Annotated in this window: 12 protein-coding genes; 5 read left to right on the top strand and 7 right to left on the bottom strand. The window is 61.4% G+C overall.

From position 1 onward, the window contains the following. Positions 1-90 precede the first annotated feature (90 nt). Positions 91-1,833, bottom strand: coding sequence for a thiamine pyrophosphate-binding protein (locus ACPWMG_RS11115; protein WP_483304700.1), 1,743 nt, complete (start codon positions 1,831-1,833; stop codon positions 91-93). A gap of 199 nt (positions 1,834-2,032) precedes the next feature. Here ACPWMG_RS11115 and ACPWMG_RS11120 point away from each other — a divergent pair, with 199 nt between their 5' ends. Continuing rightward, the gene (locus ACPWMG_RS11120) at positions 2,033-2,668 is read left to right on the top strand and encodes a GntR family transcriptional regulator (protein WP_483305230.1); all 636 of its coding nucleotides are present in this window, start codon (positions 2,033-2,035) and stop codon (positions 2,666-2,668) included. A gap of 131 nt (positions 2,669-2,799) precedes the next feature. Here the strand turns inward: ACPWMG_RS11120 and rpoD are convergent, their stop codons facing one another. The 4 genes from rpoD to ggt all read right to left on the bottom strand — a co-directional run bounded on the left by rpoD (position 2,800) and on the right by ggt (position 10,041). Beyond that, positions 2,800-5,121 (bottom strand): RNA polymerase sigma factor RpoD, encoded by a 2,322-nt coding sequence (gene rpoD, locus ACPWMG_RS11125; RefSeq protein ID WP_483304701.1) that lies wholly within the window; start codon positions 5,119-5,121, stop codon positions 2,800-2,802. Between the two features lie 281 nt (positions 5,122-5,402). Continuing rightward, on the bottom strand, positions 5,403-7,379 hold the full coding sequence (gene dnaG / locus ACPWMG_RS11130) for a DNA primase (RefSeq protein ID WP_483304702.1): 1,977 nt from the start codon (positions 7,377-7,379) through the stop codon (positions 5,403-5,405). A gap of 82 nt (positions 7,380-7,461) precedes the next feature. Next, complete coding sequence (locus ACPWMG_RS11135) at positions 7,462-7,989, bottom strand: hypothetical protein (protein WP_483304703.1); 528 nt, start codon at positions 7,987-7,989, stop codon at positions 7,462-7,464. A gap of 252 nt (positions 7,990-8,241) precedes the next feature. Continuing rightward, positions 8,242-10,041: a gamma-glutamyltransferase gene (gene ggt / locus ACPWMG_RS11140; protein ID WP_483304704.1), complete on the bottom strand. Its 1,800-nt coding sequence runs from the start codon at positions 10,039-10,041 to the stop codon at positions 8,242-8,244. Between the two features lie 151 nt (positions 10,042-10,192). Between ggt and ACPWMG_RS11145 the strand changes: the two genes are divergently transcribed. Beyond that, positions 10,193-10,858 (top strand): trimeric intracellular cation channel family protein, encoded by a 666-nt coding sequence (locus ACPWMG_RS11145; protein ID WP_483304705.1) that lies wholly within the window; start codon positions 10,193-10,195, stop codon positions 10,856-10,858. 7 nt (positions 10,859-10,865) lie between these two features. Here ACPWMG_RS11145 and ACPWMG_RS11150 read toward each other — a convergent pair whose 3' ends face one another. Both ACPWMG_RS11150 and ACPWMG_RS11155 read right to left on the bottom strand, forming a co-directional pair. Beyond that, complete coding sequence (locus ACPWMG_RS11150) at positions 10,866-11,507, bottom strand: HAD-IA family hydrolase (RefSeq protein ID WP_483304706.1); 642 nt, start codon at positions 11,505-11,507, stop codon at positions 10,866-10,868. A gap of 38 nt (positions 11,508-11,545) precedes the next feature. Next, a complete protein-coding gene (locus ACPWMG_RS11155) occupies positions 11,546-12,325 on the bottom strand; it encodes an IclR family transcriptional regulator domain-containing protein (RefSeq protein WP_483304707.1) in 780 nt (259 codons plus the stop codon). Positions 12,326-12,504: 179 nt separating this feature from the next. Here ACPWMG_RS11155 and ACPWMG_RS11160 point away from each other — a divergent pair, with 179 nt between their 5' ends. From ACPWMG_RS11160 to ACPWMG_RS11170, 3 genes are all read left to right on the top strand, one after another. Then, on the top strand, positions 12,505-13,488 hold the full coding sequence (locus ACPWMG_RS11160; RefSeq protein ID WP_483304708.1) for a shikimate dehydrogenase family protein: 984 nt from the start codon (positions 12,505-12,507) through the stop codon (positions 13,486-13,488). A gap of 37 nt (positions 13,489-13,525) precedes the next feature. After that, positions 13,526-14,674, top strand: coding sequence for an ABC transporter substrate-binding protein (locus ACPWMG_RS11165; protein ID WP_483304709.1), 1,149 nt, complete (start codon positions 13,526-13,528; stop codon positions 14,672-14,674). 231 nt (positions 14,675-14,905) lie between these two features. After that, a complete protein-coding gene (locus ACPWMG_RS11170) occupies positions 14,906-15,781 on the top strand; it encodes a branched-chain amino acid ABC transporter permease (protein WP_483304710.1) in 876 nt (291 codons plus the stop codon). The last annotated feature ends 28 nt before the right edge of the window (positions 15,782-15,809 follow it).

Below are 15,809 nucleotides of genomic sequence, written 5' to 3' on the forward strand. Positions count from 1 at the left end.
GAACAACTCCTGAACGAGACGACGGGGAGGGTAACGCGAAGCGAGAAACTTGTTTGAATGCTTATGGATTTGGCACAGGGCTTGGAGGGCTTAACCCATCCATTGGCTCACAGGGACGGCGGTATCTTGTAGCTCTTGGGAAATCACGTCGACCAGCGCTGGGCCGTCGTGCATCAGCGCGGCTTTGATGGCGGCGTCGAGGTCAGCAGGATTCTCTACGCGCCAGGCTTTCACGCCAAAGGCTTCGGCCACACGGGCGTGTTGGGTGCGGTTGAAATCCACCGAGAAGTAGCGCTGGTCGTAGCCGGTTTTTTGGCTGGCCTTGATCCAACCGTAGACCGCGTTGGAGAACACAATCATTTTCAGCGGGACGTTGCGGCGCACGATGGTTTCCAGCTCGCCGCAGGTGAAGCCAAAGCTGCCGTCACCCATCACCGACACCACCACCGAATTCGGCTGGCCGATGGCCGCGCCGAACGCGGCCGACATCGAATAACCCAACGCGCCATGCGCACGGTTGGTGATGAAGTGGCGACCCGATTGCGGGGCGTTGAAATAGGCCGAAAAGTAGGGGCAGGGTGTGCCGGGGTCGGCCACGACGATGGCGCGCGCGGGCAGTAGGCGGTTCAGCGCATCGACCACGCGCTCGGGTTTGATGGGCGTGGCTAGCGACGCGGCCAACGGTGCGAAGAAGGCTTGTTTTTCGCTGCGGGCGCGGGCGGCCAGCGCGCGGCCATCGGCCAAGTCGGTGGGGCGCTTGTGGCCTGGCAGGTTGAGGATGCTGTGCAGGGCCGTGTTCAGCGCTTCGATGGCCAAACGTGCATCGCCCACCAGCGCCACATCGGTGCGGTAGTTGGTGGCTATGGTCATGGCGTCGACATCGATGTGCAGGATCTGCACGTTGCGTGCGGGCATGTGCCAGTGTTCGGTGGTGGTCGATCCGGCGCGGCAGCCGATGAACAGCACCAGGTCGGCCTGGGCTACCACGGCGCGGGTGGAGGGCACGCCGCCGTTGGTGCCCACCACGCCGGCATTGAGCGGGTGGTGGTCGGCCAGACTGCCTTGGCCGCTGACGGTGGTGCACACGGGGGCGTTGAGCTGTGTGGCGAGTGCGTCCAGGGCTTCACAGGCGCCGGCGATCACCACGCCGCCGCCGCAGATGATGACCGGGGCACGGGCTGCGGCCAAGCGCTCGGCGGCTTTTTCCACTTCAACTGGATCGGGCGCGCTGCGATAGGCTGGGAAGCGGTCGTGGCCGGGTTGGACCCACACGTCGGCGGGGTCGAGGCTGTGCTTTTGCACGTCGTACGGCAGGCAGATGTGCGCGGCGCCGGGGCGGCCCGTGGTCATGGCGCGGAAGGCACTGCGCACCGCGCCGGGGATTTGGTCGACGCGGTCGATGGTGGTGTTCCACTTGGTGAGTGGTTTGTAGAGCGCTTGTTGGTCAAGCTCGGTCAACGGGAACTTGCCGCGTGAGCCGACCGACACATCTGAGGTGATGCCGAGCACCGGAATCGACGATTCGTTGGCCTCGACCAAGCCGGGCAGCAGATAGGTGGCGCCGCCACCGCTCGGGCCTTCACACACACCTACGCGGCCAGTGACGCGCGCATATCCATCGGCCATGTAGGCGGCGCTGCGCTCGTCGCGGGTGAGAATGTGGTCGATGCCGTGGTCGAGCCGGGCCATGGCGTCGTAGAAGGGCAGGCTGGTGTCGCCGCACAGGCCGAAGATGTGCTTCACGCCGTTGAGCTGCAGCATCCGCACCATGGCGTCGGCGCCGGTGAAGCTATCGGTAGTGTGGGAAGTCTGGGCTGGTGTTGGGTTCGACATGTGCGAGTGCTCCTGCTGCAAAAAATCGGCTCTGGAAAATAAGAATTCAATTAAGTATACTTAAATCATGCCGCGACAAGAAGTGATTTCTAAACCAGTGAAGCTGCCAAAGCCGTCGAAAAGCGAGGCCGCTGAGGCCCCGGCGATTTCCGCCGTGCGGCGCGAGCGTGGTTCGGGTGTGTTCGACACGCTGCGCGAGATGGCGATCTCCTACGAGTTGCGCCCCGGGGAACGTGTGAGCGAAATTGAACTGGCGGAGAAGCTGGGCGTGAGCCGCACACCTGTGCGCGAGGCCTTGACCCGCTTGGTCACCGATGGTTTTTTGCTGCCCGCCACACGTGGCTACGTGCGCCGCCCGCTCGACATCCAGGAAACGCTAGACCAGTACGAAGCCCGCGTGGCTGTGGAGCGCGAATGCCTGCGCCTGGCGCTGCAGCGCGGCACCGATGAAGAGATTAGCGAGGCGCTGGCGTTTTTAGAAGAGAGCCGCAGCGTGCCGCCCGACACCCCCGTGCGCTCGCTGGTGGAATTGGACGAGGCGTTCCACATGCGCCTGGCGGCCATGGCGCGCAACGGCGAGTTGCGCCGCATGCTCGGTAGCTTGAACGAGCGCATCCGTTTCATCCGCTGGATCGACATGGAAAACGTGGGCCGCGACTCGACGCAACACGAGCACCAGATGATTCTGGATGCGTTGAAGTCGCGGGATGCGGCGGCGGCCGATCAGCATCTGACCGAGCACATCAGCCTGCGCCGCGAGCAGATCGTGCAGGCCATCACGCAGGGACTGGCACGCATTTACCTGGGCGAAACAGCACCCGGGGCTGCAGGCTGAAACACTATTGATTTCATAGCTGCTTGCGCATAACCATTAAGCGCAAAAGCCTGATTTTTCTTGAAATAAAAACGCCCCGGACAGCTAACCCGTCCGGGGCGTTTTGCATGGGCTAGGCCAAAGGCCGCCGATTACAGCGTGTCGATGAAGCTACGCAGCTTGTCGGAGCGGCTTGGGTGCTTCAGCTTGCGCAGCGCCTTGGCTTCTATTTGGCGAATGCGCTCGCGGGTCACGTCGAACTGCTTGCCAACTTCTTCCAGCGTGTGGTCGGTGCTCATTTCGATACCGAAGCGCATGCGCAGCACCTTGGCTTCGCGTGGTGTCAGGCTGTCGAGAATGTCTTTGACCACATCGCGCAGGCCGGCTTGCATGGCCGCTTCCACCGGGGCGGTGTTGGCACCGTCTTCGATGAAGTCGCCCAAGTGGCTGTCGTCGTCGTCACCGATCGGCGTTTCCATGGAGATCGGCTCTTTGGCGATCTTCATGATCTTGCGGATCTTGTCTTCCGGGATCTCCATCTTCTCGGCCAGGATGGACGCGTCGGGCTCGAAACCAAACTCTTGCAAGTGTTGGCGGCTGATGCGGTTCATCTTGTTGATGGTTTCGATCATGTGCACCGGAATACGGATGGTCCGTGCTTGATCCGCGATAGACCGAGTAATTGCCTGGCGGATCCACCACGTGGCGTAGGTCGAGAACTTGTAGCCGCGACGGTATTCGAACTTATCGACCGCCTTCATCAAACCGATGTTGCCTTCCTGGATCAAGTCGAGGAACTGCAGGCCACGGTTGGTGTACTTCTTGGCGATGGAAATCACCAGGCGCAAGTTGGCCTCGATCATTTCCTTCTTGGCATCGCGCGACGCGGCTTCGCCTTCGTTCATGCGCTTGTTGATGGCCTTCAACTCGTCAAGCGGCACCACCACACGGGCTTGCAGGTCGGTCAGCTTTTGCTGCAGGTCTTGCACCGGCGGAATGTTGCGCGCCATGATCGCGCTCCAAGGCTTGCCAGCGTTGGATTGCTTTTCGATCCAGCTCAGGTTGAGCAACTGCGATGCGGCCTTGTTGCCCATCTTGTCGCGGCCGCTGAACTCGGCAATGAAGCTTTCTTGTGGGTAGCCGCACTTGTCGACAATGATGCGGCGCAGTTCGCGCTCTTTCTTGCGTACGTCGTCCACTTGGCCGCGCAACAGGTCGCACAGCTTTTCAATCGTCTTGGCGGTGAAGCGGATGGTCATCAGCTCGGTGCTGAGGGCCTCTTGCGCCTTGGTGTAGTGCGGTGTGCCGTAGCCTTCTTTGTCGTAGATCTTGTGGACCTTTTCGAACAAGTCTCGCAGGCGGTCGAAACGCGTCAGCGCTTCGTTCTTCAATTCTTCGAGCTTCTTGGTCAGCGCCTTGGAGCCGCCCTTGCCATCATCGTCGTCGGCTTCGTCAAATTCGTCGAAGTCTTCTTCGGCCACGTAATCGTCGGCTTCGTTGGGGTTGGAGAAACCGTCAACGATGGTCGAGATGACGACCTTGCCTTCGCGGATGTCTTCGCCCAAACGGAACAGCTCGGCCAAGGTGGCGGGGCTGGCGCTGATGGCTTCCATCATGCGCATCAGGCCGCCTTCGATGCGCTTGGCGATTTCAATTTCGCCTTCGCGCGTCAGCAGTTCAACCGTGCCCATTTCGCGCATGTACATACGCACGGGGTCGGTGGTGCGGCCGAATTCGCTGTCCACGGTGGACAAGGCGGCTTCAGCGGCTTCTTCGGCTTCTTCTTCGGTGGAGCCGGCTGGCGCGTTGTTGGTCAGAATCAACGATTCGGCGTCGGGCGTTTGCTCGTACACCGCCACACCCAGGTCGTTCAGGGTGTTGATCACGGCTTCCAGCGTTTCGGCGTCGATCAGCTTGTCGGGCAAGTGATCGGAGATTTCGCCGTGCGTCAGGTAGCCGCGCGTCTTGCCCAGCTTGATCAGAGCCTTCAGGCGCAGGCGGCGCTTGGCCATGTCTTCTTCGGACAGGACGGTTTCGTCGAGGCCGAATTCCTTCATCAAGGCGCGTTCTTTGGCCTTGCTGATCTTCATGCGCAGCGGCTTGACCTTTTCGCCGGTGGGCGAGAGGGTGACGACCGGCTCTTCGGCCACGTCTTCTTCTACGTCAATCAGATCGTCTTCGTTGACTTCGGTCGAGATCGAACCCTTGGGCTTGGGGCCACGCTTGGCGCCTGGGGGCTTGACCTTCACGGCCACGGCTTTGGTATCGGCCGCAGCGCTTTTGGGCGGGCGACCGGGTTTCTTCTTGGCCGGGGTCTCGACTACTTCAACGGATTCTTTTTTCGATGCGGGCACTGATTTGACTTTCAAAGCGGACTTGGCGACAGGCGCGGGAGCGGACTTGGGAGCAACTTTGGCCGCGGCTTTTTTGGCCGCAACAGGTTTAACGAGCTTCTCGGACTTTTGTGCTGGCATGGATGAACCTTGGACAACAAAAACAAAGACAGATGAAACAGCAACCTAGCGCCATCAACTCCCGGCGCGGGTGCTAGACAAGACGAATCTCAAAAAGAGACAGATCTCATTGGCAAGATGTGTGGGCGAACATTTGGCATGCAACCCTTGCGGTAGTGTGGCTGTGCGCGCGGTGGCGCCGTGTGGCCGGGTCCGGAGGTGTTGCTGTCGCTCTTGCCGAGCAAGCTAACCGAAGATTATAACCTTTTGCTCGAATTTCAAGTGGAAAAACGAATCCCCTGTCAAGAAGCGGGGGTCTTTTTCTTGTTACGCAATGCATTGAAGCGTGCCGTGAGCACCTGCAAGCGGGCCATGGCGTCGGCATTGGGTTGCGTGCTGGACGCAATGGCATTGATTTCGCGGGCCAGGGCATCGATGTGCATCAGGTCCAGCAGTGCGCGCAGTTCATGGGCCTGCTCTTGCGCGACGTTGATGACGGTGCCGTTGGGTTCGGTTTGTGCGGGGGCGGGAGTGGCGTCCGGGCGCGACATGATTTGGATGGCCAAGTCGTCAAAGAAATGGTCATGGGCTTGCAACTGCTCGTGCAGCACGCCCCAGGGTTGCGGCCCATGTTCGTGGAACTGCCCCTCCAGCCAACTGAAAAGCGGGCCGTGCTGCCCGGGTTCTGCGGCCAGCATGGCGTGGTCTTCGCCAGTGAGTTGGTCCCACACGCCGGGCTGGCTCAGCAGCAGGCGCACGGCATGGTCGGCTCGGCTGGCGAGTTGGACTGGCTCGGTCGGACGTGGGCCGTCGTCATCGTCCCTTTTGAACTTCTTGCTCCATTCCTTCTTGGGCTTCCAAGCGTCTTTCTTTTTCTTCCAGTCTTCGCTTTTTTTCCAGGCCGACTGCGCTTGCTGGTGGCCCGCTGGGGCCTCTTGGGGGGGCGGTGCCGACCGGGGGGCGCCCGTACTGCGGCCAAACCATACTTCGTTGAGTTCGGTGGAACTCAGTTGCACCAAGCCGGCGATTTCGCTCAGCATCTGGCGCTTCAGCGCGCCGTCGGGCAGCAGGCTCCACAATGGCTTGGCGTTGCTGGCCATGTGGGCGCGGCCTTCGGCCGTGTGCAAATCGCAGCCTTCGCGCGCGGCCTCGACCAGAAACTTGCTCAGCGGCGTGGCCTCGGCCACGTATTGGGCAAAGGCGTCGCGGCCGTGGGCGCGGATGAAGCTGTCGGGGTCGTGCTCGGCTGGCAGGAACAGGAATTTGACGCTGCGCACGTCGGTGGCATAGGGCAGTGCGCCGTCGAGCGCCTTGCGTGCGGCGCGGCGGCCAGCGGCATCGCCATCAAAGCTGAAGACCACTGCATCGGTAAAGCGAAACAGCTTTTGCACGTGGTCGGTGGTGCAGGCCGTGCCAAGTGTGGCCACGGCGTTGGGAAAGCCTAACTGCGCCAACGCCACCACGTCCATATAGCCTTCGGTGACCAGCACGAAGCCTGTGCTATGCACGGCATTGCGCGCTTCGAACAGGCCGTACAACTCGCGGCCTTTGCTGAACACCGGGGTTTCGGGTGAATTCAAGTACTTGGGCTTCTCGTCGCCCAGCACCCGCCCGCCGAAGCCTATGCATTCCCCTTTGACATTGCGGATGGGGAACATCACGCGGTCGCGGAAACGGTCGTAGCGTTTCTCTTCGCCGCTTTCTTCGTCCGAGTTCAGCAGCACAAGGCCGCTTTCCACCAGCAGCGGATCGTCGTATTCGGGGAATACGCTGGCCAGGCCGCGCCACCCCGCTGGGGCATAGCCCAGGCCGTACATCTTGGCGACCTGCCCCGAAAGGCCACGATTCTTCAGATACTCGATGGGGCGAGTGTTTTGCCGCAACTGCTTTTGGTAGGCGGTATTGGCCTTTTCGAGCACGTCGCTCAGCGTGGCCTGTTTTTCGCGCTGTTCGGCGGCACGTGCGCGTTCTTGGGGGGAGGTGTCGTCTTCGGGCACCTGCATGCCGTATTGCTGGGCCAGATCGGTCACGGCTTCCACGAAGGTGGCGCCGGTGTGGTCCATCAAGAAACGAATCGCATCGCCGTTTTTGCCGCAGCCAAAGCAATGGTAGAACTGCTTGGTCGGGCTGACCGAGAACGACGGTGACTTTTCGCCATGGAACGGGCACAAGCCCATGAAATTGGCGCCGCCTTTTTTGAGCTGCACATAGCGGCCCACGATCTCCACCACGTCGGCACGGGCGATCAGTTCATCGATGAAAGTTTTGGGGATGCTCACCCCGCTATTGTCGCGGCAGTTGACGGCCCGCATTCGGCGTCGAGGGCAAATCCCTCGCGCGAACTACCGCTAAAGCAAGCGGCTAGAACTGATGCAGGTTGGAAGGCGGTGTGGGCCGTTCGTTTGACAGAGGAGGCAGATTGGGGCGCGTAGGCAGTTGCACCACGTTGTCGCCAGCGCAGGGCGGCCGGTGGTGCAGCAGGCCGGCAAACATGAAGCTGATTTCGGCCATGCGCTGGTGGACCACCACTGGGCTGTAGGACGTGCCCATGGCCTGTGCCAGATTGCTGCGCAGGCGCCACAGCATTTCAGCTTCCGTGGCTTCGGCGATTTGCATGGCGACCTGGTGGCGCCACTTTGCCGTTTGCGCGGCCTTGACGGCGTCTGCCGTACTGGTTGATTCATCTGCGGGCAACTGCACCAGTTCCTGCAGCATGGCGGTACGGATGCGCTCGAGCTGGGTGGAGGGGCTTCTGCCTGCACCGGGCCAAAGGCCGCGCAGCCAATCTCTGAGACCGCGACGACGCGCCAAGTGACCAGCCCCCTGACGCGGATCATGTTGTACGCCAGCCTTGTCGGAGAGGGGGAGTTCCTTTGCGCTGGCCGGCATGCGCAACTCCCTTGTTGGGATTGAATTGGGCACAAAACTCTCCTGATCGGCTGACGTTGAGACGCGTCAGACTATGCCGTCGGTTTGTTACGAGCACATTTCTGTGAGGTTAATTTTGTTTCAATTGTTGCTGCATGCATCTGTTTCTGAAAATAGATAGTCACTTTTTGTATTCGATTTTTGTTTTTGACGGATTGAAAAATAGCACTTCACGCTTATTGAGTCTGCGTAAAGTGCTATCTTTTTTATTCATCAATCGCCGAGCACCACGCCCTCGCGGCGCGGGTCGGCGCCGCCAAAAAAGCCGGTCGGCGTTTTCTGAATGGCTTGTAGCCCACTGGTCATGTCCATTTCACGCACCTCGTGGCCGCGCGCTTTCAGGGCCTCTACCGTGGCTGCCGGAAAGCGCTGCTGCTCCAGCAAAGTCGGGCCGTTGAGCGAGCCAAAGTTCGGCAGATTGATGGCCTGCTGCGCATTCAGCCCCCAGTTGAACATGCCGTACAGCGTCTTCGCCGTGTAGTGGATGATCAGTGCGCCGCCAGGGCTGCCTCCGCTGGCCACCAGTTCGCCGCTGGCTTTGTCGAACACCAGCGTGGGCGCCATCGACGAGCGCGGCCGCTTGCCGGGCTGCACGCGGTTGGCAATGGGCAAGCCGGCGGCGTCGGTTGGGGCGAAGCTGAAGTCGGTGAGCTCGTTGTTCAGCAGAAAGCCCTTGACCATCTGGCGCGAGCCAAACACGTCTTCAATGGTGGTCGTCATGGCGATGGCGTTGCCATATTTGTCGACGATGGAGATGTGGCTGGTGCCGTACTCATATTGGTCGGGCATGGGCGCGTAAGACACCTTGACGCCGCCAGGCGTGCCGGGCTTGGCGGTTTTCATTGACACGCTGCCTGGGCCTTGCGGAATCAGCGCCGCGCGTTCTGCCAGATAGGCCGGATCCAGCAGGCTGGTCCAGGCGCCGGCGGGCGGCTGCACAAAGTCGGGGTCGGCCACGTACTGGGCGCGGTCGGCAAAGGCCAGGCGCGACGCTTCGGTGTAGAGGTGCAGCCACTCGGCCGAGGGCAGGCCGTTTTGCAGCGGGTACTGCCCGGCATTGGCCACGGTCATCATGCCCAGAATCTGCCCCACGGCGATGGCGCCGGAGCTAGGCGGGGGAAAGCCGCAGATGCGGTACTCCTTGGCCGCCACCTTGTAGTCGCTGCACAAGGCGCCGCGTTGTTTGGCTTGGTAGCCGGCCAGGTCGGCCAGGCTCAGGCGGCCGGGATTGGTGGGGTGGCTTTGCACCTTTTGCACGATGGCTTGGGCCACGTCGCCTTCCAGCAAACCTTTGGAGCCCTGGCTGGCGATGAGCTTCAGTACGCCCGCCAGTTCGGGGTTGCGCAGCAAGGTGCCTACCTCTACGGCCGAGCCATCAGGCTTGTAGAAATAAGCGGCAGCCACCGGGTCTTTGACGAGGTTCTTCTCGCCGTTGAGCAAGGTGTTCAGGCGCGGGCTGACCTTGAAGCCTTGCTCGGCCAGCGTGATGGCGGGCTGGAACAGGTTCGCCCAGGGTAGCTTGCCATATTGCTTGTGCGCCATCTCCAACATGCGCACGGCGCCGGGCACGCCCACCGAGCGGCCACCCACCACGGCATCGATGAAGGGCAGGGGTTTGCCATCGGAGCCGAGGAAGAGTTTTTCGTCGGCGGCAGCGGGTGCCGTTTCGCGGCCGTCAAAAGCTTCTACCGTTTTGCCGTTGTAGTGCAGCATGAAGGCCCCGCCCGCAATGCCGCTGGATTGTGGCTCCACCAGAGACAGCACCATTTGTACGGCGATGGCCGCATCGACCGCGCTACCGCCTGCGGCCAGAATTTGCCGGCCGGCATCGGTGGCCAAGGGGTTGGCGGCGGCCACGGCATAAGTCTTGGTGGCCCAGCCTGGTTTTTCGGTATAGCCAGATGCCGCTTCAGGCGTGATGGGCACGCTGTAGTTGAAAGGGGCAGGGGTGCTGGCGCAACCGGCCAGAACTGCTGCAGCGGTGGCCGCCAAGGTGGTGAATGTAAATTTCATGAGCCCTCCGAAATGAGGTGGCTATGTTAGTAAGACCACCACTGTTTGGGCAGGTCTCGGCGGGCTGATGTGGGCTGAGTTTGTGAGCCCATGTATCCTTGCCCTCGCGCACCTTCCAGCGTCTGATTTATCCATTCGCCTCATTCAACTCATGCTGCAAATCCCGCTTGAACAATCGTCTCTGGCCACGGCGCACACCATCATCGAAGGCGTGGCCACGCTGGCGTTTGCGCTGTCCGGCATGATGGAAGCGGCGCGCAAAAAGCTCGACGTGGTGGGCGTGTGTGTGGTGGCTGGTGTGACGGCTTTTGGTGGCGGCACGCTGCGTGATGTGCTGCTGGACCGGCGCCCGTTCTTTTGGGTAGACCATGCCAACTGGCTGTGGTTGCTGTTTGGCCTGTGCGCTGTGGCAATGCTGTTTTTACGCAAGCGCGACCTGCGCTTGACGGTGGGCGCCATGCAGGTTCCTGATGCGATTGGTCTGGGCCTGTTTGCCGCGAGCGGCACCCAAATTGCGCTGGCCAACGGCATGCCGGGCCTGGTGGCAGTGATCATGGGCGTGATCAGCGCGGTATTTGGCGGTGTGCTGCGCGATGTGTTGTGCAACCAGATTCCGCACGCCTTCCACGACCACGTGCCTTATGCCTCCTGCGCGTTTGCGGGCTGTTGGGTGGTGGTGCTGGTCGAGGCACAGCCGGGTTATGGCGGCTTGGCACTGGCAGCGGGCACCATCATCGCCACCGCGTTGCGGCTGCTGGCGATGGCATTCGACTTACGGCTGCCGGTGTGGCGCGCCCACAGCGACGACGAAGACTAGAGTCTGTTTAAAGCGTCAACCCCAACACCGGCGCCAGATCGGCCAGGCGTTGGATGGGGCGAATCTGTTGCAGCAGTTCTTCTGGCGTGTGCGCCACGGGGTGCAGCGAGAACACCTGCATGCCCGCTGCCAAACCGGCGCGGATGCCGGGCAGGCTGTCTTCCACCACGGCGCATTCAGCGGGGGCCACGCCCAGCGTTTTGGCAGCGTGCAAAAACAGTTGCGGGTCGGGCTTCCAGTGGCCGACGTCGTAGGCACTGAAGATGTGGCCCTTGAAGTAGGGCAACAGCCCGGTCAGCCCCAGCGTGTACTCGGTCTTGTCGAAAGGGCCATTGGTGGCCACGCACTTGGGCAGCGTGAGCTGGCGCACCAAGTCCAGCGCGCCGGGCAATGGCTGCAGCGCTTTGCCGAACTCGACGGCCATGGCTTCGCGTGCGCTGGCGGTGAAGGTGTCGGGCAACGGCTGCGTGGTGTTGCGGCCCAACTCGGCCACGTTCTCGGCCATGCTGCGGCCGCGAAACTTTTCCAGAATGTCTTCGAGCGCGAGCGACAGGCCGTAGGGTTGCGCGTGCGCGTGGACGGCGGTGATGCCGATGGTTTCGCTGTCGACGAGGGTGCCGTCGCAGTCAAAAATGATGGCTGAAATCAAGGTGTGACCTAGGGTAGTGAGGTCTTGATGTTAATGGTTCATATCAATTGCCGCATGGCGTGCGCGGTTTCCCGCAACACCGGCAGCACGCGGTTCACCGCATCGTCGGTGGGCTCGTGGCCCATGGGCATGGTCACGTTCAAGGCGCCGGCCAGCACCCCGTGGCGGTCGCGCAGCGGTACGGCAATGCCGCGTGTGCCTAGCTCCATTTGCTGTTCAGAGATGGCCCAGCCCTGCGCGCGGATGCGGGCCATCTCCAAAGCCAGCCGTTCTTTGCTGTTGATGGTGTGCGAGGTGAACGAGCGCAGTGTGTGTTGGGCCAGCCAGGCTTCCAACTCCTCGGGCTCGCGCAGGGCCAGCAACAGCAGCCCCGCGGCCGTGACTTCAGCCTGCACGCGTGCACCCAGCACGTAGCCGGTGCTCATGGCGCGGTTGGTGCCGTTGCGCGCGATGTAGACGATTTCGTCCCCGTCCAGCACTGAGAGGTAGGCGTTCTCTTGGGTGCCGGCCGTCACGCGCTGCAAAAACGGCTGCACGATGCGCGGCAGCCGCGCCGACTCCATGTACGACTGCCCGAGGCGCAGGATGCGTGGCGTGAGCCAAAACAGCTTGCCGTCGCTTTGCACATAGCCCAGATGCGTCAGGGTGAGCAGGTAGCGCCGTGCGGCCGTGCGCGTGAGGCCGCAACGCACGCCGGTTTGGCTGGCGGTGAGGCGTGGGTTGGCTTCGTCAAAAGCTTCAATGATGGAAAGGCCTTTTTCCAGGCCGGCGATCCAGTCGCGTTTGTCGAGCCCAGGAGGCGGAGAGGTGGGGAGCATGGGGGGATTTTTGCGAGCCAGCAGACCCAGGGGCACTCGGTGCTAACCCTGGATGCGTGCGTTTATCGAACGAATATGCGCGATAAGTGATCATATCTGCTAAATAATTGTTCTGAAATGTTGGCGGCATGACTAAAGTCCAGCCCCAGACCACTTCATCGAACGATCAGCGATCATTTATGTCCTCTGCTGCGTCAACTCTCTCTCTTATCGACGGTAAAACCGAAATCCTGCCGATTTTGGGCGATCCGGTCGAGCAGGTGCGTGCGCCCGAGTCGTTCAATTTAATCTTTGCGTCGCTGGGAATCAATGCGGTGGTTGTGCCCGTGCACGTGGCCGCCGCCGATCTGCTGCAGTTTGTGCCCGCCGCCTTCACTGGCAAAAACATCCAGAGCATGCTGCTCACCATTCCGCACAAGTCGCTGGTGATGCCACTGCTGAAGCATTGCGGCCCATTGGGCCAGGTGGCCGGTGCGGTGAATGCCGTGCGCCGCAACGCTGCGGGGGAACTCGAAGGTGACCTGTTTGACGGCGAGGGCTTGGTGGCCGCGCTGAACTACTTCGGCATGGCCTACGCCGGCAAGCGCGTGTTGATCATCGGCGCGGGTGGTGCGTCAGCGGCTATTGGCGCATCGCTCATTGGTGCAGGCTCGGCCGTGGCGCTGGGCGCGGCAGCCGAGTTGGCCTTGTTTGACCCCGTGCCCGGCAAGGCGCAAGAACTGGCGCAACGTTTAGGAGCCCAAGGCTCTGGCGAAACCCAGGTGCTGGTGGCCAGCAGCAACGACCCCGCAGGTTATGACTTGGTGGTCAATGCCTCGCCGCTTGGGCTCAAGAGCACGGACCCCATGCCGTGCGATGTGGCCCGCGTGGAGCCTCACGCCGCGCTGATCGACATCTTGATGAAGAACCAGCCCACGCCCTGGGTGCGCGCGGGCCGTGCACGCGGCTTACACGCACAGCCGGGGTTTGAGATGCTGATCCAGCAAGCGCATTTGTATTTGGAGTTTTTCGGCTTGCCCGAAGCGGCGCAGCGGGTGCGGCAAGACGCCACCTTCATTCGCGAAGCCATTTACCCGGCCGAGATGGCGGGCGAGATCTACCGCGACCTTGGCGAAGATTCTGCCCAAAAGATTTCTGCAACCCGTCAGGGCGGGGCTCTCTGACCCCCGCCGTTCATTTTTACCACCTGAGGAGACAACCATGCAAAAACGATTCGCTTTGAAATTGATAGCTGCCTGCGCATTAACCATAAGCGCTGGCGCTGCATTTGCCCAACAAACCATCAAGATCGCCAATATTGTGGAGTTGTCTGGCGCGGGTGCCACCGCCGGCACCAACTTCAAGAACGGAGTGGAACTGGCGGTGAACGAGATCAACGCCTCGGGCGGCATCTTGGGCAAGAAGATCGAGCTGAGCAACAACGACACCCAAAGCAACCCCGGCGTGGCCAAGGGCCTGACGCAAAAGGCGGTGGACCAGGACGTGTTCGCCATCTTCGGGCCGGTGTTCTCGGGCTCCATCATGGTCAGCATGGCCGAGAGCCGCCGCGCTGAAATCCCGAACTTCACCGGTGGCGAAGCCGCGTCGATCACGCAGCAGGGCAACCCTTATGTGTTCCGCACCAGCTTCACGCAGGACACCGCCATGCCCAAGGTGGCCCGCTACATCAGCGACACCGCCAAGCTGAAGACGCTGGCCGTGATCTACGTGAACAACGACTTCGGCAAGGGCGGCCTGGACTCCATCAAGAAGGCGCTGGCGAACTCCGCGACCAAGGTTGTGGCTGAAATCTCGACCGACTCCGGCCAGGTGGACTTTTCTGCCGCCGTGCTGAAAGCCAAGCAAAGCAATGCCGACGGCGTGTTCGCCTATTCGAACGAAGAAGAATCAGCGCGCATTCTGCGTGAACTGCGCAAGCAAGGTTGGACCAAGCCCATCATCGGCGAAACCACCCTGACCGGCCAAAAGGTGATCGACCTGGCAGGCGAAGCCGCCAACGGCGCCATCGCCCACGTGGGCTTGACGGTGGACGCGCCACTGCCGGCCATCCGTGCTTTCCGCGCCAAGTTCGAGAAGGAATACAAATACGTGTCGGACCACAACGGCATGAAGGGCTACTCGGGCATCTACGTGCTGAAGGCCGCAATTGAAAAGGTCGGCAAGCTCGACCGCAAGGCCGTGGCCAACGCACTGCATTCGCTGAAGGTCACGGCTGCCGCACAACCCGGCGTGCTGATGGACGTGAGCTTTGACGGCAAGGGCGACCTGGACCGCGAAAGCTTTATGGTTGAAGTGAAGAACGGCAAGCAAGAGGTGATTGCCGTCGTACCGGCCCTCGGCGCCAAGTAATTGGCTTACCCCCAGTCTTCGTGCACTGCCCGAACCCTAATAGGGCTGCGCCAACCCCCTTGCAGGGGGCAACACCTGCGGCCTGGCAAAGCCAGTTCCGCGGTGTTTATGGCGTTAAAACCGTAGTGCTCTTTGGCGGGGCTTTGTCTCTGTAGAACCGATTTGTTATCCCAGGCTTAGAGCGCACCGAACAGGTACGGACTCTTGGCCAACGTCTAGAGCGCCAGCATCATGACCGACTTTCTCCAACTCTTCTTCAGCGGCTTGTCCACCGGTGCGATCTATGCGCTGGCCGCATTGGGCTTTACGCTGCTGTGGCAGGCCAGCGGCACCATCAACTTTGCGCAGGGTGAGTTTGTCATGCTGCCGGCGTTCATGATGCTGGCCTTCATGTCGTTTGGCGCGCCCATCTTGCTGAGCTTTGCGCTGAGCGTGGTGTTGGCGGTGGTGGTGTTGGGCTGGCTGTTCAAGCGTGGCCTGGTGGATCCGCTGTTCAAGTACGGCATGATGCCGATCGTCGTGGCCACCATCGGCCTGTCGATCGCCATGCGCAACGGTGTGCGTGCCGGCTTCAGTGCCGAGGCGCATCCGTTCCCCAGCTTGTTTCCCGACAAGATTTTCAACATTGCCGGTGTGACCATCACCATGTCCGACCTGGGGACCTTTGCCTTCGCGTTGGTACTGGTGCTGGTGACGCAGGCTTTCATTGCCAAAACCGTGACCGGCCGCGCCATGCAGGCGGTGGCGCAAAACACCGAAAGTGCGTCGGTGCTGGGCATCAATGTGCCGCGCATGATCTTCTACACCTTTGCCATCAACGCCGTGCTGGCCGTGGCCGCAGCGATGCTGGTCACGCCCACCTATCTGGCGAAGTTCGACATGGGCGAATCGCTGGGCAACAAGGCGTTTTTCGCAGCCATCATCGGCGGCTTCAACAACTCGCGCGGCGCTTTGCTGGGCGGCTTGATTGTGGGCGTGGCCGAAAACTTGGCAGCGGCCTACATCTCGCCGGCCTACAAGGACGCGGTGGCGCTGGTGATTTTCATGATCGTGATTCTGTTCAAGCCGCAGGGGCTGCTGGGCAAAAAAGTTGAGCGAAAGGTCTGAGCGGGCCTACCTGCACAGAGAACACATC

The organism is Hydrophilobacter chitinilyticus (assembly GCF_049860745.1).
In the GTDB taxonomy this organism is placed as follows: Bacteria; Pseudomonadota; Gammaproteobacteria; order Burkholderiales; family Burkholderiaceae_C; genus Rhodoferax_B.

Bases quoted from the DNA above. Each gene is read 5' to 3' on its own strand.
- ACPWMG_RS11155 (WP_483304707.1), bottom strand. From the start codon at position 12,325: ATGCTCCCCACCTCTCCGCCTCCTGGGCTCGACAAACGCGACTGGATC.
- ggt (WP_483304704.1), bottom strand. From the start codon at position 10,041: ATGAAATTTACATTCACCACCTTGGCGGCCACCGCTGCAGCAGTTCTG.
- ACPWMG_RS11145 (WP_483304705.1), top strand. From the start codon at position 10,193: ATGCTGCAAATCCCGCTTGAACAATCGTCTCTGGCCACGGCGCACACC.
- rpoD (WP_483304701.1), bottom strand. From the start codon at position 5,121: ATGCCAGCACAAAAGTCCGAGAAGCTCGTTAAACCTGTTGCGGCCAAA.
- ACPWMG_RS11135 (WP_483304703.1), bottom strand. From the start codon at position 7,989: ATGCCGGCCAGCGCAAAGGAACTCCCCCTCTCCGACAAGGCTGGCGTA.
- ACPWMG_RS11115 (WP_483304700.1), bottom strand. From the start codon at position 1,833: ATGTCGAACCCAACACCAGCCCAGACTTCCCACACTACCGATAGCTTC.
- ACPWMG_RS11120 (WP_483305230.1), top strand. From the start codon at position 2,033: ATGGCGATCTCCTACGAGTTGCGCCCCGGGGAACGTGTGAGCGAAATT.
- ACPWMG_RS11160 (WP_483304708.1), top strand. From the start codon at position 12,505: ATGTCCTCTGCTGCGTCAACTCTCTCTCTTATCGACGGTAAAACCGAA.
- ACPWMG_RS11165 (WP_483304709.1), top strand. From the start codon at position 13,526: ATGCAAAAACGATTCGCTTTGAAATTGATAGCTGCCTGCGCATTAACC.
- ACPWMG_RS11170 (WP_483304710.1), top strand. From the start codon at position 14,906: ATGACCGACTTTCTCCAACTCTTCTTCAGCGGCTTGTCCACCGGTGCG.